Origin of the sequence: Amycolatopsis thermalba (assembly GCF_023376025.1) — a bacterium.
Taxonomy (GTDB): domain Bacteria; phylum Actinomycetota; class Actinomycetes; order Mycobacteriales; family Pseudonocardiaceae; genus Amycolatopsis_E; species Amycolatopsis_E thermalba.
The window spans coordinates 1196288-1221316 of record NZ_CP091196.1; the positions used below are offsets into that span (position 1 = coordinate 1196288).

The 25029-nt window shown below is 71.4% G+C and carries 19 protein-coding genes; 13 read left to right on the plus strand and 6 right to left on the minus strand.

What is annotated here, in order from left to right:
• Positions 1-40 precede the first annotated feature (40 nt).
• Together rplQ and truA are read left to right on the plus strand one after the other, a co-directional pair.
• Positions 41-619, plus strand: coding sequence for a 50S ribosomal protein L17 (rplQ, locus tag L1857_RS05935; protein ID WP_094003913.1), 579 nt, complete (start codon positions 41-43; stop codon positions 617-619).
• A 68-nt stretch (positions 620-687) separates the two neighbouring features.
• Positions 688-1524: a tRNA pseudouridine(38-40) synthase TruA gene (gene truA / locus L1857_RS05940; RefSeq protein WP_205413222.1), complete on the plus strand. Its 837-nt coding sequence runs from the start codon at positions 688-690 to the stop codon at positions 1522-1524.
• Between the two features lie 741 nt (positions 1525-2265).
• Here the strand turns inward: truA and L1857_RS05945 are convergent.
• Together L1857_RS05945 and eccE are read right to left on the minus strand one after the other, a co-directional pair.
• Positions 2266-2988: a hypothetical protein gene (locus L1857_RS05945; protein ID WP_094003918.1), complete on the minus strand. Its 723-nt coding sequence runs from the start codon at positions 2986-2988 to the stop codon at positions 2266-2268.
• On the minus strand, positions 2985-4163 hold the full coding sequence (gene eccE, locus L1857_RS05950; protein ID WP_249464621.1) for a type VII secretion protein EccE: 1179 nt from the start codon (positions 4161-4163) through the stop codon (positions 2985-2987). The genes L1857_RS05945 and eccE overlap by 4 nt, the downstream gene beginning before the upstream one ends.
• Positions 4164-4654: 491 nt before the next feature.
• On the opposite strand from eccE, the gene eccB reads away from it, so the two are divergent.
• Positions 4655-6277 carry a type VII secretion protein EccB gene (gene eccB / locus L1857_RS05955; RefSeq protein ID WP_116110447.1) on the plus strand — a complete coding sequence of 541 codons (1623 nt, stop codon included), beginning with the start codon at positions 4655-4657 and terminating at the stop codon, positions 6275-6277.
• Positions 6278-6833: 556 nt separating this feature from the next.
• On the opposite strand, the gene mycP is transcribed toward eccB, so the two are convergent.
• Positions 6834-8288: a type VII secretion-associated serine protease mycosin gene (gene mycP, locus L1857_RS05960; protein WP_094003922.1), complete on the minus strand. Its 1455-nt coding sequence runs from the start codon at positions 8286-8288 to the stop codon at positions 6834-6836.
• Positions 8289-8311: 23 nt separating this feature from the next.
• The gene (eccD, locus tag L1857_RS05965) at positions 8312-9676 is read right to left on the minus strand and encodes a type VII secretion integral membrane protein EccD (protein WP_198958134.1); all 1365 of its coding nucleotides are present in this window, start codon (positions 9674-9676) and stop codon (positions 8312-8314) included.
• A 310-nt stretch (positions 9677-9986) separates the two neighbouring features.
• Between eccD and eccCa the strand changes: the two genes are divergently transcribed.
• The 4 genes from eccCa to L1857_RS05985 all read left to right on the plus strand — a co-directional run bounded on the left by eccCa (position 9987) and on the right by L1857_RS05985 (position 16810).
• On the plus strand, positions 9987-13997 hold the full coding sequence (eccCa, locus tag L1857_RS05970; RefSeq protein WP_116110446.1) for a type VII secretion protein EccCa: 4011 nt from the start codon (positions 9987-9989) through the stop codon (positions 13995-13997).
• A 52-nt stretch (positions 13998-14049) separates the two neighbouring features.
• A complete protein-coding gene (locus L1857_RS05975; RefSeq protein WP_233157099.1) occupies positions 14050-15981 on the plus strand; it encodes a type VII secretion-associated protein in 1932 nt (643 codons plus the stop codon).
• A gap of 163 nt (positions 15982-16144) precedes the next feature.
• Positions 16145-16462, plus strand: coding sequence for a WXG100 family type VII secretion target (locus L1857_RS05980; protein WP_094003925.1), 318 nt, complete (start codon positions 16145-16147; stop codon positions 16460-16462).
• Between the two features lie 66 nt (positions 16463-16528).
• Positions 16529-16810: a WXG100 family type VII secretion target gene (locus L1857_RS05985; protein WP_094003926.1), complete on the plus strand. Its 282-nt coding sequence runs from the start codon at positions 16529-16531 to the stop codon at positions 16808-16810.
• A 50-nt stretch (positions 16811-16860) separates the two neighbouring features.
• Here the strand turns inward: L1857_RS05985 and L1857_RS05990 are convergent, their stop codons facing one another.
• Both L1857_RS05990 and L1857_RS05995 read right to left on the minus strand, forming a co-directional pair.
• Positions 16861-17592 carry a DUF4333 domain-containing protein gene (locus L1857_RS05990; RefSeq protein ID WP_240323149.1) on the minus strand — a complete coding sequence of 244 codons (732 nt, stop codon included), beginning with the start codon at positions 17590-17592 and terminating at the stop codon, positions 16861-16863.
• Between the two features lie 421 nt (positions 17593-18013).
• Positions 18014-18871, minus strand: coding sequence for a hypothetical protein (locus L1857_RS05995; protein ID WP_094003952.1), 858 nt, complete (start codon positions 18869-18871; stop codon positions 18014-18016).
• A gap of 232 nt (positions 18872-19103) precedes the next feature.
• On the opposite strand from L1857_RS05995, the gene rplM reads away from it, so the two are divergent.
• The 6 genes from rplM (at position 19104) to L1857_RS06025 (ending at position 24991) form a co-directional block, all read left to right on the plus strand.
• A complete protein-coding gene (gene rplM, locus L1857_RS06000) occupies positions 19104-19556 on the plus strand; it encodes a 50S ribosomal protein L13 (RefSeq protein WP_017986650.1) in 453 nt (150 codons plus the stop codon).
• Between the two features lie 14 nt (positions 19557-19570).
• Positions 19571-20065 carry a 30S ribosomal protein S9 gene (rpsI, locus tag L1857_RS06005; protein ID WP_094003928.1) on the plus strand — a complete coding sequence of 165 codons (495 nt, stop codon included), beginning with the start codon at positions 19571-19573 and terminating at the stop codon, positions 20063-20065.
• Between the two features lie 202 nt (positions 20066-20267).
• Entirely contained in the window at positions 20268-21602 is a 1335-nt protein-coding gene (gene glmM, locus L1857_RS06010) for a phosphoglucosamine mutase (protein ID WP_094003929.1), read from the plus strand.
• Between the two features lie 67 nt (positions 21603-21669).
• Complete coding sequence (locus L1857_RS06015) at positions 21670-21978, plus strand: hypothetical protein (protein ID WP_233157101.1); 309 nt, start codon at positions 21670-21672, stop codon at positions 21976-21978.
• Positions 21978-24623 carry a WXG100 family type VII secretion target gene (locus tag L1857_RS06020; RefSeq protein WP_249464623.1) on the plus strand — a complete coding sequence of 882 codons (2646 nt, stop codon included), beginning with the start codon at positions 21978-21980 and terminating at the stop codon, positions 24621-24623. The genes L1857_RS06015 and L1857_RS06020 overlap by 1 nt, the downstream gene beginning before the upstream one ends.
• Positions 24620-24991 (plus strand): hypothetical protein, encoded by a 372-nt coding sequence (locus L1857_RS06025; RefSeq protein WP_094003931.1) that lies wholly within the window; start codon positions 24620-24622, stop codon positions 24989-24991. The genes L1857_RS06020 and L1857_RS06025 overlap by 4 nt, the downstream gene beginning before the upstream one ends.
• The last annotated feature ends 38 nt before the right edge of the window (positions 24992-25029 follow it).

The following is a 25029-nucleotide window of genomic DNA, read 5'->3' on the forward strand; positions in this document are numbered from 1 at the left end:
GGCGCCGGCCTGAAAGCGGCCGGATTTACGAGGAGAAGCAATGCCCACCCCCACGAAGGGCCCCCGTCTCGGTGGATCCGCGGCCCACGAGCGGCTGATGATGGCGAACCTCGCCACGTCGCTGTTCGAGCACGGCAAGATCACCACGACCGAGGCCAAGGCCCGCCGGATGCGGCCGCTCGCCGAGAAGCTGATCACCAAGGCGAAGCGCGGCGACCTGCACAACCGGCGTCAGATCCAGCGCGTGATCCGCGACAAGGACGTGGTTCACAAGCTGCTGGCCGAGATCGGCCCGTTCTTCGCGGACCGCAACGGCGGCTACACCCGGATCACCAAGACGATGCCGCGCAAGGGCGACAACGCCCCGATGGCGGTCATCGAGCTGGTGTCCGAGAAGACCGTCACCGCGGAGGCGGAGAAGGCGCGGAAGACCAAGTTCGCGGCTAAGGACACTGCCGAGGCTTCATCCGCGGTCGAGGAGACCAAGGCCGAGGCGACCGACCAGGACGCCGAGGCGCCCGAGTCGGCCACCACCGAGGCGACGGCCGAGCCGGCCGAGGGTGCCGACGAGGCCAAGGCTGAGGACACCAAGGACGAGGCCAAGAAGGACGAGTCCTGACGGCTGAGTTCGGTCCAGGCAACGAGCCCGCTGCTCCCTCCGGGGAGGGCGGGCTCGTTCGTCTGCGCCTGGACGTCAGCTACGACGGCACGCAGTTCTCCGGGTGGGCCCGCCAGCCGGGCCGCCGCACGGTGCAGGGCCTGCTGGAGGAGGCGCTGGCGAAGCAGCCGCCCGGGGCCGCGGTGCCGAAGTCGGTCGTGGTGGCCGGCCGCACGGACGCCGGGGTGCACGCGACCGGGCAGGTCGTGCACGTGGACGTGGTGCCGCTGTCCGGGCCGGCCGGACGGCTGGCGGTGGACGAGCACGGAATTCTTGATCTGGAGCGGATGCGGCACCGCTGGAACCGGTTCCTGCCAGGCGACGTGCGGGTGCTGGACGCGCGCGTTGCACCCGAGGGTTTCGACGCCCGGTTCTCGGCCGTTCGACGGCACTACCGCTATCGGGTGTCGGACGCGCCGTGGGGTGTCGATCCGCTGCGCCGGTTCGACACCCTGGCCTGGGGCCGCCCGCTGTCCCTGACGGCGATGAACCAGGCGTCGGAGGCGCTGCTGGGTCTGCGGGACTTCGCGGCGTTCTGCAAGCAACGCGAGGGCGGCACGACGATCCGCGAGCTGCAACGGTTCACGTGGCACCGGATCGACGAGCACGTGGTGGAGGCCGAGGTCTCGGCGGACGCGTTCTGCCACTCGATGGTCCGCAGCCTGGTCGGCGCGATGCTCCTCGTGGGTGACGGCCGTCGCCCGGTGGAGTGGCCGGCGGAGCTGCTACGCGGGCGAGTGCGGGACAGCGCGGTGGCCCCAGCACACGGCCTGACGCTGACCGGGGTCGACTACCCGCCCGACGAGGAGCTGGCCGCACGGGCCGAACAGACCCGCAACATGCGAGCGACATCCGAGGCGAGCTGAGTTATCCACAATCCACAGGGGTTGTCCACAGCTATCCACAGGCCGCGCACGGGCGGTGAGGGGGAGCTGACGGCGGGGAAGCCTGGCCGTGCGGAAGGCCTCCGTTCCGGCGGCCGGCAACGCAAGCGGGCTGGTGATCAGCCTGACCACGCGGCAGCCCTGCGTCCGGCAGCCGGCAACGCGAGTGGCCTGGCACTCGGCTGACCGCGGCAGCCCTGCACAACCGCCGCCCGGCAACGCAAGTGGACCGACTACCCCAACCAGACCTCCCCCGCCCCCGATCCACAGCCGGTCTTTGGTCGCCGATCAGGCGTGTCAAGGTACTCTTTCCCGCCTTGACACGCCTGCTCGGCGACTGAAACACAATCAGGCATCGGGGGCGGGGGTGGTCGGAAGGTGACCGTTCGGCGCCGTGAGGCGCTTCCCGCCCGCAGGGCGGACTCCCCGCCTGCCCAAAAGCAAGACTAAAGATCAAAAGATGTCCTCGCCGGACGGGCAGGCTCCGGGATGACGGGGACCGTTGTTGTCTCACCTCGGGTGGGTGGTCGCTGGGTGGTCATCCCGTCGCCTTCCGGTTTGTGTGTATCACTTTGAGCCAGGCCCGCAAGGTTGGCATGTCATCTCGCGTTGGCAGCGGATGTTGCGGGCCTGGCTCAAAGTGATCGTTCCGGTGTCAGGCGACGGGATGACCACCCAGCTCGGGTTGGGTGCAAAGATCAAGGGCACGGCGCTGGCGCGCCGTCAGTCGCCGCGCCTGACTGGGCCCAGTAGTGCCTGCTCCTTCGGTGTGGTGACCAGCCGGAGTGGTCGCCACAGGTTCTGGCCCAGCGCCACCACCTGGTCGTCCTTCAGCGTGGTCAGCTGCCGCATCATCTGGGGTGGCAACCGCCAGATCCGGGCGGCCAGCTCGGCCTGTCCGACGGGCAGGCGCTGCATCAGCACCACGTCCGCGGCGTTCGCGATCGTCGTTGCCTGGGGGTGCAGGTACGGCAGCACGTAGACCGTCGTATGCCAGGGCGATCGCGGCGGGAACAGGTCCTGCGGCGTCGGCCCGCCGTCGGTGACCACGAGCAGCGGTGCGTCCTCCGACGGGCGCGGCAGCTCGACCGGCGAGAGCCGGCGGATGGTCACCAGCGGCGACGGTCGCCCGTTCGGCTGGTTCCCGGCCGCCTTCGGCAGCACCTGCCACGCCGCCGGCCGCCCGGTCGCGATGGTCACCCACGCGCCGACGGCCATCGCCCGCAGCGCCACCTGCCGCGCCAGGTACAGACCACCCACCAGCACGATCCGAGTGGGCGCGGCACGCAGCGCGGAGATCGTCAGCGGCTCGCCCTTCAGCCCCGAGCCGACCACGATCCCGCCGCGGTCACCGGACGGGCTGACCGCGTCCAGCAGCACCGGGTCGACGACGAACTCGGGCGCCACACCCGTGTTCCGGCCCGGGTCCCGAAGCCGCAGGCTCATGCGGTGCCTCCCATCGGCATGGTCGCGGCGAGCCCGTCGATCTGCAGGCCGCGCAGCGGGGTCAGCGACACACCGACGCGCTCGGCGAGCGAGTTGAGCCGCTCGTCGGCGGTGTCCAGCTCGCGCGGGTTGCGGGCGCTGAGCCGCACCACCCCGCGCAGGCCGACCTTGCCCTCGTCGTCGGCGGGCGAGATGGACATCGCCACGGTCGAGGACAGCGTGCGGACACTGGTCAGGGCGTTCAGCGTGGTGGTGATCTTGCCCTTGGGCCAGCTGGTGATCGCGTAGCTGGCGTGCCCGATGCCGGCCGCGGTCGCGCTGGTCCAGTTCTCCTTCATGCTCACCTTCGAGCCGCCGGCGACCGCCGCGGTCAGCTCCGCGGCCGAGATCCCGGCCCGCAGCAGCTCGTCGGGGCTGAGCGGGCGGGTCGGCACGCCCTGCGACTCCAGGGCGTTGCGCACGCGGGACAGCGCGCCGATCAGGGCGCGGTGCGCGCCGACCACGCCGCCACCGCGTTCCCGGATCGCGGTCGGGCAGCGCCGCGGGTCCAGCCGGATGGCGACCCACGTGGTGCGCCGCGCGGCGGCCGGCAGCGGCCCGAGGACCTCCAGGTAGGACGTCAGCGCGGGCGAGTCCGCGGGCAGCGCCGCGCTGCCCGGGTAGCAGTGCCAGATCATCTGGATGGAGTCCAGGACCACACCGCGGTCCTCCAGGCACGGCGCCAGCGCCGACAGCGGCAGGCTGGGCGCGCCACCGGCCTGCGTGATCAGGGCCGGCGCGGGCTCGACGAGCAGGACCGCGGTCCATGTGCCGTCGTGCCAGGCGAGCCCGACCTCCTGCAGCTCGTGGTCCTTGCCGTGGGCGACCACGAGGTCCGGCACGACGAGCCGCAGCAGGCTGACGCGCACGTCCTCGGGGCCGGTAACGGACACGTCGCCGGTCACGATGGCCTGGGCGTCGGGCTTCGGCGGCGTCGACACCCGGTCGTGGTTCCGGAACGAGTAGCGCAGCGTAAGTCCAACCCATTGGGTGAACCACTGACCGCGCCAGCGCAGGATCGCGATGATCAGGGCGGCGGCGAGCACGCCGATGCCGACGTAGAGCAGCGACTCGTTGATCGCGATGAGGATCAGCCCGATCGCCAGGCCGATCTCCAGCACCACGAGGTTGATCACCGGGACGGGACCGAGCCGGGTGTTCAGCACGCGGCGGCGGGCCGGGGGAGCGACCGGCGCCGGCCGTTCGGCGGGCGGCTGCGCGGGCGGCGGTCCACCCGGACCGCCTGGTCCGCCCGGACCGCCTGGGCCACCCGGTCCACCAGGGCCGCGGCTACCGGGACCACCGGGACCACCCGGTCCGCCCGGGCCTCCGGGGCCTTGTGGGCCGCGCGGTCCGGCGGGTCCTCCCGGCCCGCCCGGCACACCGCCGCGCGGTGGCGGACCCGGCGGACGGCCCCTCGGCGGCGGCGAACCCGGAGGCCCACCCGGACGTGGCGGAGTGGTGACGGACATCCGCTCGTTCTTCCCCTCGTACCTACAGCGATCCCGGCAAGCCGGTCGGCCGGGAACCCGACCCTAACCGGAGTTGGGAGAAACCCACACCGGCGGAGTTCCCGTACCGCTATCCTGCGGAACCGTACCGCGACTCGGGGAGCAGTAGGTCGAGAATGCCGTCAACACCGACAACGAAATCGCAAGTTCACGCTTACCAGTTCGTGCTGCGCCGCATGCAGTCCGCGCTGGTCCGGCGTGACTCGGTCATGCTCCACGACCCCATGCGGACCCACGGCAGAGCGACGATCGTGGGGTTCATCCTGGCGCTGCTCGGTGTCGTCGGCTTCGTGATCTTCGGGTTGATCAGCCCGAAGCCCGCCGTGCCGGACTCGGGCAACATCGTGATCGGCAAGGAGTCCGGCGCGATCTACGTGGTCACCGGCAACCCGAAGCAGCTGGTCCCGACCTTCAACCTGGCCTCGGCGCGGCTGCTGCTGATGGCGCAGTCGGGGCAGAACGGCGGTGCCGCGACGGCGGCGGTGGAGCCGTCGGTGGTGCCGGACGACCAGCTCAAGGACATCCCGCGCGGACGGCTGACGGGCATTGTGGACGGTCCGCAGCTGCTGCCGACCACGTCGCAGCGGGTTTCCGACGACTGGGCGGTGTGCGACCAGCTGACCATCCGGGACGACCTGCCCGACCAGGTCGCCGTGCAGCAGGCCACGAACGCGACGACGGTGCTCGCCGGCGTGTCCAGCCCGGGGCGTGAGCTCGGCGACAGCGAGGCCGTGCTGGCCGTGGGCGAGAACGGCAAGCCGTACCTCATCTACCGCCTGGAGCGGAACCCGAACCAGCCGAACGCGAACACGGTGCGCGCCGAACTCGACCCGTCGCGCGCCGGTGTCTACACGGCACTCGGCCTGAACCCGCAGAACGCGCGGCGCATCTCGATCGGCCTGCTGAACGCCATCCCGCAGGTGACGCCCTTCACCCCGCCGTCGATTCCCGGGCAGGGCAACGCGTCGCAGTTCTCCGCGCTGCAGAACTTCAGCCTCTCGGTGGGTGATGTGTTCGCGGTGCCGTTCGCGGACGGCACCAACGTGAACTACGTCATCCTGCAGAACGGCATCCAGCGGGTGTCCCCGGCGGTCGCCGACCTGATCCGGTTCTCGTCCGACTCCAACGCCGCGCCGCGCCCGCAGGAGGTGCGGCCGGACGTGATCAGCAGCATCCGCCAGATCCAGCCCGGTGACGCGGACGCGCTCAAGGTGGACACCATGCCGGCCAAGCTGCCGACGGTCCTGGACCCGACGCAGACGCCGGTGACGTGCCTGGGCTGGAACGTGGTGAACCCCGGCGACCCGACGACGGAGGACCAGCACACGGCCGTCTACGTCGGCACGCAGCTCCCGATCCCCGCCGACGCGAAGCTGATCCAGATCGGCCAGCCGAGCCCGGACGGCCTGAAGATCGACAACTTCTACATGCCTCCGGGCCGCGGAGCGGTCATCCGGTCGGCGACGTCGAAGCAGTCGTTCAAGACGGGCCCCATCTCGCTGGTGACCGACCGGGGCCTGCGGTACGGGGTACCGGACGCGAACACGGCGAACGCGCTGGGCCTGAGCGACCCGAGGCCGGCCCCGGACGCCATCGTGCGCCTGCTGCCGACCGGAGCGTCCCTGAACGTGCAGGACGCGCAGCGGAGCTACGACTCGGTGCCGGTCTCCCCGAACGCGGGCAGCTTCCCGAGTCAGCAGCAACAGGCCGCCGGCGGCACGGGCGCCTCCGGAAACTAGCAGGTCCACTTAGGACGGCGGCCCCTCGCGAAAGCGAGGGGCCGTCTTCTTTTCGAGACCGCCGCCCGGCAACGCAACAGCACCGACTACCCCAACCAGACCTCCCCCGCCCCCGATCCACAGCCGGTCTTTGGTCGCCGATCAGGCGTGTCAAGGTACTCTTTCCCGCCTTGACACGCCTGATCGGCGACTGAAACACAATCAGGCATCGGGGCGGGGGTGGTCGTAAGGTGACCGTTCGGCGCCGTGAGGCGCTCTCCGCCCGTAGGGCGGGCTCTTCGCCTGCCCAAAAGCAAGACTAAAGATCAAAAGATGTCCTCGCCGGACGGGCAGGCTCCGGGATGACGGGGGACCGTTGTTGTCTCACCTCGGGTGGGTGGTCGCTGGGTGGTCATCCCGTCGCCTTCCGGTTTGTGCATATCACTTTGAGCCAGGCCCGCAAGGTTGGCATGTCATCTCGCGTTGGCAGCGGATGTTGCGGGCCTGGCTCAAAGTGATCGTTCCGGTGTCAGGCGACGGGATGACCACCCAGCTTCGTTGGGTTTTACGGCCCCGGCTAGCTCGCCTTGCGGGTGTGGCGGAGCGTGCGCATCACGAACATCACCACGAGCAGCACCACGAGGCCGCCGCCGGTGCCGGCCAGCGCCACGATCATCGGTGTCCAGTTCTTCGGGGACGCGTCCGGCAAGCCGGACGGCAGCTGCCGTCCCGACTCCGCCGCCAGGCCCTCCTCCGACGGCACGATCGCGGTCAGCGCCGCCACCGGGTTCACCACCCCGTAGCCGGTGAAGTTGTCCCGCCCGCCCTGCGCGCCCGGGTGCTGCGCGGTCACCCGGATCCGGTTCATGATCTGCCGCGCGTTGAGGTGCGGGTACTGCGCGGCCACCAGCGCGGCGACCCCGGCCACGTACGGCGCCGCGAAGCTCGTGCCCTGGATCGGCGTCGCCTTGTCGTTCTCGATCGTCTGGTTCGCCAGCTGCGACGAGCCCTTCGACGGGTCCAGCGAGATGATGTTGGTGCCCGGCGCGGCCACGCTCACCCACGGCCCGTGCACGCTGAACGGCGCCACCCCGCCGGTCTCGTCGATCGCCGCCACCGACAGCACGTCGTCGGCGAACCACGGGGGCGTCACGATCGACCGCGGCCGGTTCGGGTCGGGCTGGTCGTTCTGCGGGCACGTCTCCGACGTGTTGCCGGCCGCGGCCACGACCACGACGTTCCGGTCCACCGCGTACCGCACCGCCGCCTGGATCGCCCGCTCGCCGTCGGTGATCGAACCGTCCGCGGGGCGGCAGTTGTCCACCGACATGTTGATCACGTCGACGTTCAGGTTCGCCGCGCGCACGATCGCCTGCGCGAGCGACAGCGTGGTGCCCGCGCCGTTGGCGTCGTTCTGCTGGCGGCCGCCGGTCTGCTGCCCGCTGGTTCCGCCCGCGGAGTCCGGCTTGGCGTAGTTCTGGCTGGACTGCCGGATCGACACGATCGTCGAATCGGGCGCGACACCGGTGAACCCGATCTGGTCCTGCGGGGTCCGCGCCGCGATGATCCCGGCCACCTCGGTGCCGTGACCGTCGCAGTCGTTCAGGCCGTTGTCGCCGGCCGAGACGTAGTCGCCGCCGCCCTCCAGGCGCGGCAGGTACGGGTGCTGCGTGACCCCGGTGTCGATCACCGCGACCCGGATCCCGCCGCCCGCCGAACCCGTCTTGGCACGCGCGAGCTGCTGGGCCTCCTCGATCTGGAGGTACTGCTGGCCCCACGGCTTCTCGCGCAGCACGACCTCCTTCTGCCCGAGGTCGCGCGTCACGCAGGCGTTCTTCTGCTGGTAGTCGAAGCTGTTGCGGCCGCCGTTGTCGCTCGGCAGGTACCTGGCCTCGAACGGCGGCGGCACCGCCCAGTACCCGCCGGAGCCGGTGCCGCCCGTCTGGGCCTGGGCCGTGCCGGTCGCCAGCACGCCGATCGACGCCGCCAGCAGGACGGTCGCCGTCCGGCCGGGCACACCGAGTCTCCGCACGCGAGTTCCCCCTCGAGTCATGCTCAGCCGAACGAGATGTGGCGCAGCGTGGCGTAGAGGTCCATGACCGCCAGCGCGAGCGGCAGCACGGTGGCGATGCAGATCGCCTCGAAGATCTCCACGGTGCGGCGCAGCGGCGGCGAGAACCGCTGGTTCGGGAACACCACGCCGACCACCAGCGAACCGGCGCCGATGATCACCAGCACCCCGAACACCCACAGCAGACGGCCCATCGGGGTCTGCGTGCCCAGCCAGCCGATCAGGATGCCGGCGCCGGAGACGATCCCGGTGGTCAGCAGCGCGACGGCCTGGCTGCCGTTGGCGTAGGAGCGGGCGCGCAGCAGCAGGACCATCGTCGCGACGGCCGCGGTGAGGATGCCCCACACCCCGGGCGCGGTCGCGGTGATGATCGCGGCGATCGCGGTCGCGCTGCCGCAGCCGATCAGCAGACCGGTCATGTAGTTGTGGGCGACGGCCGTGCGGCGCTCGATCTCGGTGTAGTCCGGGAACGTGGTGTCCTCTTTGAGCTCCTCCGCGGTGCCCGGCACGTGCGGCAGCGGCAGCTTGGCCAGCCAGATCGTCGCGCGCGGCAGCAGCGAGATCAGCGCGAGCGCGCCGGCCGCGGTGCCCGCGGCGATGCCGGGCGCGGGGTGCGCGATCAGGGTCGCGACGGTGAACGCGATCACCCCGATGACCCCGGCCGTGGCGGCGGCGATGAACGTCGTGATGCCCGCGCCCATGATCATGATGGCGACCGCGGCCAGGATCACCACCAGCCCGCTGGCCAGCAGCAGGTTGGCGCGCACGGTCAGCCCGGGCACGGCGTAGAAGCCGGCCACGAAGGCGAACGGCAGGCCACCCGCGGCGGCGATCACCACGCCGGTCGCCTCGGCCTGGTAGGCCTTGGCCAGGGTCGCGCCGACCGCGAGGCACGCGATCGCCGCGACACCCGCGGTGAGCGCGGCGGCGAGGCCGTTGCCGCCGAACAGCGGGCCGCCGAAGAACAGGGCCAGCGCCGCGGTGAACAGGGCCAGGCCGCCCGCGATGTGCCCGATGCGGCGCGCGGTTTCCGTGGTCCACGGCCGGAACGTGTCCGGCTGGGCGTCGGCGATCGCGTCGACCACGTCGTCGTACAGCGGCGGCGGCGGGTTGTCGTTGCGCTTGCGCAGCTGGAGCAGGTCACCGTCGACGATGCCGAGCGAGGCGAGCGTGCGGCTCGGGTCCAGCGGCGCGTCGCCCAGCTTGGCCAGTGCCCAGCCGCCGTGGCGGGCGCCGCCGTCCGGCGACTTCTCCCGGGCCATGTCCAGCAGCATCGGCATCAGGTCGGCGACCGCGACGTCGGCGGGCAGCGCCACGTCGATCCTGGTGCGGGGCGCGACCACCGTCACCCTGCTGAATACCGTCGTGCCCGTTGCCACTTGCCTGCCCCCTACCCGAGAGAATGCTGCGGGCTACTTATACCGAACGACCGTGTCCGCGGCAGCCGCTGCCCGTGAATTCCTGCCCAACGTGCGCCCGCGGATCGTTCCGGACTGTCGGTGGGCGGTCCTAGTATTACTGCACCTGGCTCCGCCTCGGGGGTGGATTCGGGCAATCGGTGCCGGGTTGGGCGGTCTCGGCCTCGGAAGAGGTCGTTGTTCGCTACCGTGTGGGCGCTGGAGGAGCAGGCGAGACACGAGTTGAAGAGGGGACCCTTCGGTGAGCACGCTGCAGTTCAAGAGGTCACCAAGGCTTGCTGCGCCGCGCCCACCGGGCGGTGAGGTCCACCTCGAGCCGCCACCCGAGGTGCCCCGCACGATCCCGGGCAACGTCGTCCAGAAGATGATGCCGGTGGTCATGATCGTGGCCACCCTCGGCATGGTCGTGGTCATGTTCACCACCGGCGGTGCGGCCGCGCGCAGCCCGCTGACCCTGATGTTCCCGCTGATGATGCTCATGTCGATGGGCGGCATGTTCGCCGGCGGCGGCAAGAGCGGCGGGGCCAAGAAGGCCGAGATGAACGAGGACCGCAAGGACTACCTGCGGTACCTCGGGCAGATGCGCGAGCGCGCCCGCGAGGCGATGGCCGAGCAGCGCGCGTCGCTGGAGTGGGTGCACCCGGATCCGCAGGCGCTGTGGTCGCTGGCCGCGAGCCGCCGCATGTGGGAGCGCCGCCAGAACGACCAGGACTTCCTGCACCTGCGCGTCGGCCGCAGCTCGCACCGGCTGGCCACGCGCCTGGTGCCGCCGCAGACCGGCCCGGTCGACGAGCTGGAGCCGATCGCGACGCTGGCGTTGCGCCGGTTCGTGCGCGCCCACTCGATCGTGCCCGACCTGCCCACCCAGATCACCCTGCGCGGCTTCGCGGCGGTGAGCCTGAGCGGCGACAAGGAGCTGACCCGCGGGCTGACCAGGGCGATGCTGGCCCAGCTGGTCACCTTCCACAGCTGTGACGACGTGCTGCTCGCGTTCGCCACCACCGGCCGCGCGAAGGCCGAGTGGGAGTGGGCGAAGTGGCTGCCGCACGTGCAGCACCCGGAGCTGGCCGACGGCATCGGCCAGCTGCGGATGATGGCCGGCTCGCTCGCGCAGATCGAGCAGTGGCTGGACGTGGAGCTGCGCGACCGGCCGCGGTTCTCGCGCAACGCGACGCCGTCGCCGGACCAGCCGCACGTCGTGATCGTGCTGGACGACGCCGAGGTCACCCGCGAGGAGCAGATCATCCTCGAGGAGGGCCTGGTCGGGGTCACGCTGATCGACCTGTCCGACTCGCTGGGCAACCTCGCCGCGCGCCGCGGCCTGCGCCTGGTGGTGGAGAAGGAGCGGGTCGGCGCGCGCAGCGGCGGCGGCATCGAGTGGTTCGGCAAGCCGGACACCTTGAGCGTGGTCGAGTGCGAGGCGCTGGCCCGCAAGCTCGCGCCGTACCGCGTCGGCAGCGCCGCGCAGGAGGCCAGCGAGGACGAGCCGCTGCTGTCCAACCCCACGCTGCTGGAACTGCTCGGCATCCCGGGCGACCCGATGACGTTCGACGTGCAGCAGGCGTGGCGGCCGCGCCCGGTGCGGGACCGCTACCGCGTCCCGTTCGGCATCGGCGAGTTCGGGCAGGCCGTCGAGCTGGACATCAAGGAAGCCGCGATGGAGGGCATGGGCCCGCACGGCCTGTGCATCGGCGCGACCGGTTCCGGTAAGTCGGAGTTCCTGCGCACGCTGGTGCTCGGGCTGCTGGCCACGCACTCCAGCACGACGCTGAACATGATCCTGGTCGACTTCAAGGGTGGTGCGACGTTCCTCGGCCTGGACAAGGCCCCGCACGTCGCCGCCACGATCACCAACCTGGCCGGTGACCTGACGCTGGTCGACCGGATGAAGGACGCCATCGCCGGTGAGGTCGCGCGGCGCCAGGAAGTGCTCGCGAAGGGCAACTACAAGAACGTCTGGGACTACGAGAAGGCCCGGGAGAACGGCGCCGACCTCGACCCGATGCCCGCGCTGTTCATCTGCATCGACGAGTTCTCCGAGATGCTGACGGCCAAGCCGGACTTCATCGACATCTTCCTCCAGATCGGCCGCGTCGGCCGGTCGCTGCAGATGCACATGCTGCTCGCCTCGCAGCGGCTGGAGGAGGGCAAGCTGCGTGGTCTGGACACGTTCCTGTCCTACCGGATCGGTCTGAAGACGTTCTCCGCGGCGGAATCGCGTGCCGCGATCGGTGTGCCGGACGCGTTCGAGCTGCCCTCGATCCCGGGTTCCGGGTACCTGAAGTACGACACGAACACGATGGTCCGCTTCAAGGCGTCCTATGTGTCCGGTCCGTACCGGCCGGCGGGGATGCAGGCGGCCGGGCCGGTCGCCAACGTGGTGCGCGCGGACAAGCGGCCGCAGTTGTTCGTGCCCGACTACGTCGAGCTGCCGCCGGAGCCGGAGCCGGAGCCGGTGCGCGTGGAGGCCGTGCCCCAGCCGCAGCAGGAGGAGGGCACCGAGCCCACCGAGCTGGAGGTCATCGTCGACCGCCTGGTCGGCCAGGGCCCGCCCGCGCACGAGGTGTGGCTGCCGCCGCTGGACGAGTCGAACTCGCTGGACACGCTGCTGCCGAACCTGAACCCGACCGACGACCGCGGTCTGTCGCCGGTGGGCTTCTTCGGCAACGGCAAGCTGCAGGTCCCGATCGGCATCGTCGACCGGCCGTTCGAGCAGCGGCGCGACCCGCTGTGGGCGGACTTCTCCGGTGCGGCCGGTCACGGTGTGATCGTCGGCGGCCCGCAGTCGGGCAAGTCGAACCTGCTGCGCACGCTGATCATGTCGCTGTCGCTGGCCAACACCCCGGAGGAGGCGCAGTTCTACTGCATCGACCTCGGTGGTGGCACGCTCGCCGGCCTGTCCGACCTGCCGCACGTCGGTGGTGTCGCGGTGGCCCGGCGCGAGCCGGACAAGGCCCGCCGCATCGTGGCCGAGCTGAACGCGCTCGCCAACGCGCGGGAAGGCCTGTTCGGGCAGCTGGGCATCGACTCGATGGCCGACTTCCGCAACCGGAAGCGGCGCGGCGAGATCACCCCGGAGCAGGACCCGTGGGGCGACGCGTTCCTGGTCGTCGACGGCTGGCGCGCCCTGCGCGACGACTTCGAGGAGCTGGAGCCGCAGATCACCGCCCTGGCCCAGCGCGGTCTGGCCTACGGGGTGCACGTGATCATCTCGGCGAACCGGTGGGCCGACATCCGCCCGGCGATCAAGGACATGCTGGGCACGCGCTTCGAGCTGCGGCTCGGTGACCCGAGCGAGTCGGACATCGACCGCCGGGTCGCGGTGAACGTGCCCGAGGGCCGCCCCGGCCGCGGTCTGACCCGCGACCGGCTGCACATGCTGATCGGCCTGCCGCGGATCGACGGGTCCAGCGACCCGGAGACGATCGGCGCGGGTGTGGCGGACGCGGTCGCCAAGATCAAGGCCGCGTGGCCGGGCCGCCCGGCGCCGCAGGTGCGGCTGCTGCCGGAGATGGTGTCCTACGAGGACGTGCTGTCGATGGACAAGCAGCGGCACACCAAGCTCATCCCGATCGGCATCAACGAGGACGAGCTGGCGCCGGTCTACCTGGACTTCGACGCCGACCCGCACTTCATCGCCTTCGCCGACGGCGAGTCCGGCAAGACGAACCTGCTGCGGCAGATCACGCGCGGGATCACCGAGCGGTACACGGCCAAGGAAGCGGTCATCGTGCTGGTCGACTACCGGCGCACGATGCTCGGGTTCGTCGAGGGCAACCACCTGCTCGGCTACGCGGTGTCGGCCAACCAGCTGGACGGCATGGTCAAGGACATCGTCGGGTCGATGACCCGGCGGCTGCCCGGGCCGGACGTCACGCAGGAGCAGCTGCGCAACCGGTCCTGGTGGAAGGGCCCGGAGCTGTTCATCGTGGTCGACGACTACGACCTGGTGGCCACCCAGACGTCCAACCCGCTCAAGCCGCTGTCGGAGTTCCTGGCCCAGGCCAAGGACGTCGGCCTGCACATGGTCGTGGTGCGGCGCACGGGTGGTGCGTCGCGGGCGGCCTACGACCCGATCATCGGCAAGCTGAAGGAGATCGCGGCGCCGGGCATCGTGATGAACGGCAGCAAGGACGAGGGCCAGCTGCTGGGCAACGTCAAGCCGGGTCCGATGCCGCCGGGCCGTGGTGTGCTGGTGAGCCGCAAGGTCGGCAAGCAGCTGATGCAGGTGTCGTGGATCCAGCCGGACTGATCGGGACCGTCCTTTCCGGACCGTTCGGACTCGGGCGCCACGGGGGCGCCTCGTGACCCTGCGTGTCGCCGTGGACTTCGGGACGTCGAGCACCTGCGTGGTGGCCGCGTTGAACGGCCGGCCGCCCCAGGTGGTCGTCGTCGACGGGCAGCCGCTGATGTCCTCGGCCGTGTACGCCGCGGCCGACGGCACCCTGTTCGTCGGGCAGGAGGCCGACCGGCAGGCGGCGATGGACCCGTCGCGCTACGAGCCGAACCCGAAGCGCCGCATCGACGAGGGCGAGCTGCTGCTCGGCGACCGCGTCCTGCGGGTCACCGACGTCGTGCGCGCGGTGCTCGACCGCGCCGTCACCGAGGCCCGCCGGCTCGCCGGCAACGCCGAGGTCGACCTGCTCGTGCTGACCCACCCGGCCGACTGGGGCGCGGTCCGCACCCGGCTGCTGCGCCAGGCCGCCGGTGGTCTGGCCCGCGAGGTCACGCTCGTGCCGGAACCGGTCGCGGCCGCGGTGTTCCACGCCGCCACTTTCGCGCCCGAGGAAATCAACTCCGACCGCACCGTCGAGATCAGCAACCGCCCCGGCGCGACGCTGGCCGTGCTCGACCTCGGCGGCGGCACGGTCGACGTGAGCGTGGTGAGCCGCGTTCCCGGGCACCGCGGCGGGTTCCAGGTGCTCGCCACCCGTGGCGACCCGAGCTTCGGCGGCGCCGACGTCGACCAGCTGCTGCTGGAGCACGTCGGCGGTCTGGTGTCGTCGGCCGATCCGGAGGCGTGGCGCCAGCTCGTCGAGGGCCGCGAACTGGCCGACCGGCGCCGCCGCCGGGTGTTGCGGCAGGACGTCCGTGGCGCGAAGGAAACGCTGTCCCGCCACGCCTACACCGACGTCCCGATGCCGCCGCCGTTCGCCGACGCGCACGTCACCCGGGAGGACCTGGAGCGTCTCGTCGCCGCGCCGCTCGGCCGCGCGGTCGAGCTGACCTGCGCCGCGATCGAGGAGGCCGAGCTGCGGCCGAAGCAGCTCAGCGCGATCTTCCTGGTCGGCGGGTCCAGCCGGATCCCGATGATCTCGCGGCTGGTGCACGAGCGGACCGGGGTCGTGCCGACCACTTTGGACCAGCCGGAGACGGTCGTGGCCCGCGGCGCGCTGCTCGCCGTGCAGAAGGCGCCGTCCGCGCCGCCGCCGCGGGTGCCGGCCCGGCAGCTCGCCGACCAGCGCACGGAGGTCGTGCGCAACCCCAACGTGCCGCGGCCCGGGTTCTCGCCCCGGCCACCCACCCCGCCCGGCGGGTTCAGCGGCCCCGCCGTGCCGCGGCAGGCGCCGCACGGGGTGCGCCGTCCGCCGCCGGGCCCGCCGCGCCCCGCGCGTCACAGCCCGGCCCCGCACGGTTCGGGGCCCAGCTCGCCACCGCGCGGGATCCCCGCGCCGCCGGCCCGCGTGAAGCCGAAGCTGCCGTGGATCATCGGCGGTGCGGTGGTGCTCGTCGCGGCCGCGGTCGCCGGGCTGCTGCTGGCGCTGAACGCCGACGGGGAGCCCGAGCAGCCGCCCGGGAAGGTCGTCGCGCAGTACCACTACCAGTTCACCGCGCCGCAGGACTGGACGCAGACCGGTGGCGATCCCGATCTGCGGGAGACGCTGATCAAGCCGGACGACGCGCAGCAGCAGTTCGACTCGGTGTCGGTGCAGGAGCACCCGCTGTCCTACGACGCGTCGGCGGATCCCGACCGGCTGGTGGGGGAGTTGCGGTCGCAGATCATGGCCGCACCGTCGCAGTACTCCGGGTTCGATCCGGACGCGACGTACGCCGGCCGGAACGTCATCTTCTACCACCAGGTGCTGCCCGGACAGAACGCGTCGATCGACTGGTACGCCTTCGCGCAGGGCAAGGTCCAGGTGAACGTCGGATGCGTGTATGCGAACGAGAACGCGCGCCAGCGGGTCGACGGCGCCTGCACCCAGGTGATCAAGACGCTGAACATCAGCGCGTGAAATCGCTCGCCCACTCGTCCGGGTGAGCGCGGCATTCACTCTCGCAACTACTTCGGGGAAGTGCGGGACAAGGCGGAACCGCCCATGGCAAGGTCGTCGTCGTAGGTCCGTAAGGCGGTTGGGATCGTTACGGACGACACCACGACGAAGGGGGTAGTTCCTCATGGCAGGCGGCTTTGAAGGGGATCCGGCAGAATTTGCGGCCGCGCACCTGAAGGTGTCCGAGGCCAAGCTGGCGATGGACCAGAACCTGATGCAGCTGGCCAACAACATCGCGGCCACGCAGGCGGGCTGGACCGGCCCCGCGGCCAAGGTGTTCCAGGAGGTCATGGACGCGTTCGCGCAGAAGTCGGCGAAGCTGAACGACGCGCTCGAGCACATCGGCGAGATGCTGAAGTCCTCCGGTGTCCAGTACGAGGTGCAGGACCAGGAAGTCAACCAGCAGCTGAGCTCGCTCCAGGCCGCTCTCGAAGGCCTGTGACCGCGGCCCGAGCGCCGTTTCTCCACCTGACTTCCCAGACCAGAGAGGACAATCATGTCGGGCCCGATGAAGGTCGATTACGCCACGATCCACCAGGCAGCCACGGACTGCAACAAGACCGGTGGCGAGCTGGAGAACCTGTTCACGCAGCTGAAGTCGGATCTCGCTCCGCTGACCAACTCCTGGACCGGTGACGCGCAGCAGGCGTGGCACGACCGGCAGGAGGAGTGGAACCGCGCGCTGGAGGACATGAAGGCCCTCCTCGCCCGGATCGCCACCGCGCTGCCGCAGATCGCCGACGGCTACCAGGCGACCGACACCGGCATCACCAAGATGTTCGGCGGCTGATCATTTCCCGAAAGGGCCCCGGCTGGTTGAGCCGGGGCCTTTTGCGTTCGTCAGCGCGGCATTCCGACTTCGTACTGGGCCTGGTCGTTGAGTACGCGGACGGTCACCTTTTTCGGTTGCCCGGCAACGGTGACGGTGCATTCGAACGTGGTTCCCGTGCGGACGGGCTGGTCCTCGGGGCACTGGGCGTCTCGGACATCGCCCTCGCCGAAGTCCTCGCGGAGGATCTTGAGGACCCCGTCCTGGACGGCGGTCTGGTCGAGGGTGTCCCCCTGGAACGCGCCGAGCAGCCAGGCGCCGGCCCCACCGGCACCGAGCAGAACAACCACGGCGAGCCCGATCAGGAGCGGCTTGGTGGAGCGCTTGGGCTTCTCCGGAGCGAACGCACCAAACCCCCCATAGCTCGGCTGCCACTGCCCACCCTGCTGGGGCTGGGACCCGCTGGCCGGGTTGTGGGCGGAGTGGTTCGGGCCTGGGGTGGGGTAGGGCTGGGCTGCTTCGCCGGGCTGCCACTGCCCGCCCTGCTGGGGCTGGGACCCGCTGGCCCCCTGCTGCCCCCACGCCTGCGGCACTGGCCCGCTCGGCGGACCCGCGACGGACCCGGCGCCGCCCGGGCCGGGTTGCTGGTTCCAGGGTTGGGGCACCGGCCCGCTGGTGGGGTTCGGGTTGCCCGGGTGGCTCCACGGTGCGGCGGTGGGGCCGCTCACCGGGCCCGAGGAGGCGCCGTGCTGTCCCCACGCCTGCGGCATCGGCCCCGGCTGCTGGCCCCAGGCCTGCGGCATCGGCCCGCTCGTCTCGCCTGCTTGGGGCCCGGGCTGCGGTGCGGGCCCGCCGACCCCCTGCTGGCCCCAGGCCTGCGGTACCGGCCCGCTCGTCTCGCCTGGTTGCTGCCACGGCTGCGGCGCGGGCCCGCCGGCTCCCTGCGGCACTGGCCCGCTCGTCTCGCCTGGTTGATGCCAGGGCTGAGCTGCGGGTCCACCAGCCCCCTGCTGCCCCCACGCCTGCGGAGGCCCGCTCGCACCCGCCGGCTGCGTCCACCCGTGCGGCGCTGTCCCACCAGTCCCGGGCACTCCGTACCCGCCGCCCGGCATCGGCTGCGGCCCCTCCGGCGCCCCCGCAGGCCCCGCCGACCCCGAAGACTCCGAAGACCCCGCCGACCCCCACGGCTGCCACCCGGGCTGTTGCGGCTGGTTCACGCCTCACTCACCTACCCTGCCCCTGGATGTCATCCATCCGGGCGTAGAAATCGGCCACCGCGGCGCTGTCCGCCAGCACCGTGACCTGCGACGGGTCCGGGATCTTGGGCAGGTCGACCTCCGAGGGCGTGCCGTCGAGCCGGTAGTGGTAGTCGATCTCCAGCTCGTGCCCGTCGCCGGTGATCTTGCCCGTCATCTCGATCTCGGTGAGCTTGCCCCGCGGGTCCAGCGCGACCCGCGTCTGCAGCGTCTGCGCCTTCATCTCGGCCGTCAGCTCGGAGGCGATCGCCGCCGGGAAGGTCACCACGTCGTGCTCGATGAACGCCGTCAGCGTGACCTCCGCCATCAGCTCCAGGCTGCCGTCGGGTTTGCTGTTCGCCCGCTTCGCGCCGCGGCCACCCTCCACCGAGTCCTGCACGGCGCCCAGCATCTTGCAGACCGTCTGCGCGCCCTCCCAGTAGCACTCGTTGTAGTTGCCGGACGTGTAGGGCATCTGCACCCACGGCGTCGGCGCCAGGCTCGCGTACACGGGCCCCAGCAGCATGTACTCGACCGGGCTGTTGGCCGGGTGGTAGACGTCCAGGTACTCGTTCGAGTCGAGGTTCGAGTGGTTGCGGCTCAGCCGGGCGGGCGGGTGCCCCAGCTGAACGGCGCTGATCGTCGCGTTCAGGCGCTTCTCGTCGAACCGGACCACCTGGTCCAGCCGGGTCTTGCGGGTCTCGTTGGCGCTGAACTGGTCGGACAGCTTGTTGAGCGTCTCGTCGAACTTCGCGCTCACGTACGCCGCGGCGTCCTCGCCGTCGGGCACGGGCGTACCGGCCTGTGCGCTGCCGCAGCCGGCGAGCAGGCCCACCGTGGCGAGCACCGCGGTCAACCTCGGTAGTCTGGATCTCGTTCGCGCGGACACGCCGGTGGCCCCCTCCAGGCGGAAAACCGTGTTGTCGACTGCGCGTCACCCTAGTATGTAAGCCGGGGACACCCCGCCTTCAAGGTCGCCGAACCCGGCGGGTATCTTCATATGTCGTTGTGCGTGCAGCAAGCGTTCGCGCTGGGTACGCACTCGACCCCAAACGCACCGTTGACCACGAGGTAGACCCTTGCCCACGTACAGCCCTAAGCCTGGCGATGTCACCCGTGCCTGGCATGTGATCGATGCCGAGGATGTCGTGCTCGGCCGGCTCGCGACTGAGGTCGCCACGCTGCTGCGCGGCAAGCACAAGCCCACGTATGCACCTCACGTGGACACCGGTGATTTCGTCATCATCGTGAACGCCGAGAAGGTCCGTCTGACCGGTAACAAGCGCGACCAGAAGTTCGCGTACCGGCACAGCGGTTACCCGGGCGGTCTGCGCAAGCGCTCGTTCGGCGAGCTGCTCGACACGCGGCCGGACCGGCTGCTGGAGAAGGTCGTCAAGGGCATGCTGCCGAAGAACAAGCTCGGCCGCGCCCAGGCGAAGAAGCTGAAGGTCTACGCAGGCCCGCAGCACCCGCACGCTGCGCAGCAGCCGCAGCCGTTCCAGATCACCAAGATCGCGCAGGTCGCCAAGTGAGTGAGGAAGTGTCTGTGACCAGCACCGAGACCGAGGCCTCCCCGGCCACCGAGGCCCCCGAGGCCACCGAAGCGGTCGTGACCAGCGAGACGCCGGCCGCTCCGCGGCCGTCGCGCGCTGCCGGTGGCTCCGCCCAGACCGTCGGCCGTCGCAAGGAGGCCGTCGTCCGCGTGCGGCTCGTCCCCGGCACCGGCAAGTTCAAGCTCAACGGGCGCAGCCTCGAGGAGTACTTCCCGAACAAGGTGCACCAGCAGCTCATCCGTGAGCCCCTGGTGACCGTCGAGAAGCCGGACTCGTTCGACATCTTCGGCAACCTGACCGGCGGCGGCATCTCGGGCCAGGCCGGCGCGCTGCGCCTGGCGATCGCCCGCGCCCTGGTCGAGGTCGACGCCGACGACCGTCCCGCGCTGAAGAAGGCCGGGTTCCTGACCCGCGACGCGCGTGCCACCGAGCGCAAGAAGTACGGCCTCAAGAAGGCCCGCAAGGCCCCGCAGTACAGCAAGCGCTGACCCGCGCTCAGCTCGTTCACGAAGGCGCCCATCCGGTTCCGGGTGGGCGCCTTCGTCGTTCCCGCCCCGGCTGGGTTCGTCACGTGCGAAAAGGGCATTCTGCCAGCGGAACGCACCCCGGCGACGACGTCCCGGGGCGGCGTTACGGTCGAACCGGAGGACGCTAGGTTGTCGGGGTTGCACGGCTCGAGGAGAGGATGAGATGGCTCGCCTTTTCGGCACCGACGGGGTTCGAGGTCTGGCCAACGGGGAGCTGACGCCGGAGCTGGCGCTGTCCGTGGCGGCCAGCGCGGCCCGCGTGCTCGCCGCGCACGACCGCTCGCACCGCCCGGTGGCCGTCGTCGGCCGCGACCCGCGGGCCAGCGGCGAGATGCTGGAGGCCGCCGTGGTGGCGGGCCTCGCGTCGGCCGGCGCGGACGTCCTGCGCGTGGGCGTCCAGCCGACCCCCGCCGTCGCCTACCTGGTCGGGGCCCTCGAAGCCGACCTCGGCGTGATGATCTCGGCGTCCCACAACCCCATGCCGGACAATGGCATCAAGCTCTTCGCCGCCGGCGGGCACAAGCTGCCGGACGGCATCGAGGACGAGATCGAGGCGGGCCTGACCAGCGACGGGCCCCGCCCGACCGGCGCCGGGATCGGCCGGGTCAGCGACGTCGGCGACGCCATCGACCGGTACACCGACCACCTGCTCGCCGCCACCCCGCACCCGCTCACGGGCCTGCGGATCGTGGTCGACTGCGCCAACGGGGCGGCCTCGTTCGCCGCACCCGAGGTCTACCGCAAGGCCGGCGCCGAGGTCATCGCCATCCACGCCGAACCGGACGGCATCAACATCAACGAGAACTGCGGCTCGACGCACCCGGAGCAGCTCCAGGCGATGGTGGTCGAGCACGGCGCCGACCTGGGCATCGCCCACGACGGCGACGCCGACCGCTGCCTGGCCGTGGACGCCTCGGGCGAGCTGGTGGACGGCGACCAGATCATGGCGATCCTGGCGCTGGCGATGGCCGAGGCCGGCGAGCTGACGCAGGACACCCTCGTCGCGACGGTGATGAGCAACCTCGGCCTGCACCTGGCGATGCGCGACCACCAGGTGAACCTGCGCACGACGGCCGTCGGCGACCGGTACGTGCTGGAGGAGCTGCGCTCGGGCGGTTACGCGCTGGGCGGCGAGCAGTCCGGTCACGTGGTGTTCCCGGCGCTGGCGACCACCGGCGACGGCCTGCTGACGGCGTTGCGGGTGATGAGCCGGGTCGCCTCGACCGGCAAGCCGCTGGCCGAGCTGGCCGGGGTGATGCGCAAGCTGCCGCAGGTGCTGGTCAACGTGCGGGTCTCGGACAAGGCGACGGTCGCGAAGTCGCCGGTCGTGCGCGAGGCGGTCGAAGCCGTGGAAGCCGAGCTGGGTGACGAGGGCCGCGTCCTGCTGCGCCCGTCCGGCACCGAGCAGCTGGTGCGGGTCATGGTCGAGGCGCCGGCGCAGGAGATCGCGCAGGCCGCGGCGGACCGGCTCGCGGGAGTGGTCTCGTCCGTCTCCTGAACCGACTGCGAACTGTCGTACCCCCTGGGTACATTCGGGGCACGACACGGAGTGAGGGGGAGTGGTCGTGGCCGGGTACGAGGTCGATCCGCAGCAGTTGAGCGCCGCCGCGGGCACGGTCCGGGACGAGCCCGGGACGCAGCTGAAGTACACGCTGCCCAACCTGCGGGACGTGCAGATCAAGGCCGAGGACTTCGGCCGCAAGCACCACGAGTCCTTCGCCGGGTACCAGGCGGGCGTGGCGCGGCTGGTGGCCTGTGTGGACAGCTACGTGCGTGCTTCCGGTGAGTACGCGGACAGACTGGGCGGCGCGGGCAAGTCCTACGCCGCCGCCGACGACCAGTCCCAGGCCGGCGTGCGGACGGCGGCGAGCTGATGGCGTCCCGGCTGCCCACGATCCAGGAGGTCCAGCAGCTCGTCGACGACCCGAAGATCGACGACGAGACCAAGCGGACGCTGCTGGTCCGGTACTTCGACGCCATCGGTGACCACGACCCGGTCGGCTACGGCTTCCAGAACGAGAACGAGAAGAAGCAGCTGCTGGAGTCCTATCAGGACCGGTTCGACTTCACCGATCGGGACCTGACGGACGGCGCGTTCGCCTACGACGCGTACTCGAAGGCGCAGGGACAGCACGACGCGAACGTGCAGGCCGCGCGTGACGAGCAGAAGCGCGCGGTCGACGACGGGAAGACGCGCCTCGATTCGCTGAAGGGCACGGACACCAGCCCGGGGGCGGCGAACTCGAACGAGATCCTGGACGCGGGCGCGGCGGGGCTGGACAGCTTCCGCACCTGGCTGCCGGTCTACAGCAAGGCGCGCGCGGTGGCCGCGCCCGGCCTGCCGGACTTCCGCCTGCCGGAGCTGATCGAGCGGTACGACGAGCAGCGCGACATCCCGTTCGACAAGTTCGCGGCCGGGGTGACCGAGATCGTGCAGGTGCGCGAGTCGGTGGCCGACGCGGCGCCGTCGCAGAACTCGGCGATGCAGGCCCTGTTCGGGTCGTGGGACGGCGATGGGAAGAACGCGGCGGCGGCGTCCTGGACGAAGTTCGGGGACGGGGTCAAGGCGGTCGAGCAGGCGCTGGAGCACGCGGCGGACGTGGTGAACCGCACGATCGCCGCGGTTGCCGGGTCGTGCCGGGACAAGGCTTCGTGGGTGCTGCAGTACGCGTTCCAGACGTGGCCGCAGCAGCAGGGGCTGACGGCGCAGGACACCGACCGGCTCACGCGGATCGCCCAGCTGGGGCGCAACGCCAGCGCGGACGACTTCAAGCACTTCATCGGATTTCTGTACTCGCAGAACCCGCAGCTGGCGAACCAGTTGGTGCTGGGTTCGTCGTTCGGGATGTCCGACGAGTTGCTGGACGCGGTGCAGGCGTGGGCGAAGAGCTGGCTGGCGCAGTTCTGCGGCTGGTTCGCCGGTTTCGTCGGCGAGTTCCAGTCGATGTGCGAGAACACGCGCGTCGCCGTGGCGAGTCAGTGGTCGGCGCTGAACACCGAGCTGCAGAAGGTGCCGGACAACCCGTTCGCCGCCGTCGGTGCGGCCGCGGCGCCGGTGACCGCCGGTGCGGGCGGCTCGCGCGGGGGTTCGGGCGGCTCGGCTGGTGGCGCCGGTGGCGGTGGCTCGGCAGGTGGCGCGGCCGGCGGTGGCGGTGGTTTCGCGGGCGCTGCTGGTGCGGCTGGTGCTCTTGGGGGTGGTGCCGATGGCTCGGCTGGCGGTGCCGGTGCCGGTGAGCCGGCGGGCGGCGCGGGTGCGGTGCCACCAGCAGCCGCACCGATCGTCCCTCCGGCGGTCGCCCCCGTCGCGCCGGTGGCGGCGGAGCAGGACACGCTGACGGTCCAGCGGGGCGACAGCAAGCTCGAAATGTCGGAACCGGACCAGAACGGCCGGATGGCCATCAAGATCGACACGGGCGACGGCCCGGCGAAGGACTACCAGCTGACCTGGGGAGCCCCCGACCCGGCCAACCCCGCCCACACCCCGGCCGCCGACGGCAAGATCCACATCGACGAGGGCCCGCTGCACATCACAGCCGACCGCCCAGTCGGCGAAACCGGCCCCACGGTGATCACCATCGACGACGGCACGGGCCCCCCGACGACCTACACCCTCGGCGAGGAGCCCGCCACCACCCAGCACCCCGCCCCGTCGGCCGGCGCCGCCCCCAGCGCTCTCACGGACGCCGCCCAGCGGCTGGCCTCGTCCGCCGTTGTCGGCGCATCCACCCCCGGCACTCTCCCGGATGCGGCCGAGCGGTTCGCCCCGTCTGTCGGCGCAGCCGCCCCCGGCACTTTCCCGGATGCGGCCGAGCGATTCGCCCCGTCCGCCGATGCTGGCGCTGCCGCCCCCGACGCTCTCCCGGACGCGGCCCAGCGGTTAGGCACAGCCGGAGCCTTCGGCGCCGAGCCAGCGGCTGCTCTGGGTGGCGCGGCCAACCAGAGCTTCACCCCCACCGCCGACGACGCGGCTCCTTTTGGCAGCGCGGCTGGGCAGGGCTCCTCCGACGTCGCGCAGGCGGCCGGCTTCGGTGGGGTGAGTGCCGGCCAGGCCGCTGCTGGCTTCGCCGGTGGTGCTGGTGCTCCCGGCGAGGTGCCCGGCTTCCCCGGTGCTGATCCCGGCACCCACGGCCAGGCGGCCGGTTTCGCCTCTTCCGGTGAGCCTGTTCCCGGCAGGCAGGACCAGACCGCCGCGGCAAGCGCGCTCGGCGGGGTTGCGGACGGGCTCGCCGCCCAGGTCAGTGGCTCCCTCGGGGATCCCGGCTCGCTCAGCCACTCCTCGGCGCCTTCTCCCTCCGGGGCGACCCTCGGCACCGCGCCCGGGCTGGATCCGGTCGGCGCCGCTGTCGATTCGAGTGGGATGGGGATGCTCGGTGGCATGCCGCCGGCCGCGGGGCAACAGGGCGGTGACGACCCCGAACGGACGTCCCGCGCCTACCGCGTCGACGGTGACATCTTCGACACCCCCGGCTCGGGCGGCCGCATCAGCGGTTCGCTGGACGACGAGGGGACCCGCAGGTGAGCGAGTTCCAGGCGAAGCTCGACGCGATCGCCGCCGAGCGCGCCGCCCGCCAGGACCTGATCAGCCGCCGCGTCGAGACGAGCCTCGCGGAGAGCCAGGCCCGCACCGACGAGCTGACGAGGGAAACCGCCGCGACTGTGCAGCGCCTCGCCGAGCAGGCCGCCCGGGCGCGCACCGCCGCCGGCTGGGAGCGGCCCGAGAAGCCCGACCCCAACGCCTCGCTCGGCATGGCCTTCGAGGACCCCGACATGGCGACCGAACCCACCAACCGCCACGCCCCACCCCTCGAACCCGCGGCCCGCCGAGGCCGCCACGCCCGCCCCGACGACCCCGAGGACGACTACTCGAACAAGGACTGGCTGGGCTGACACGTCCGGCCGCGCACCCCCAGGCGCGATGGCCGGAC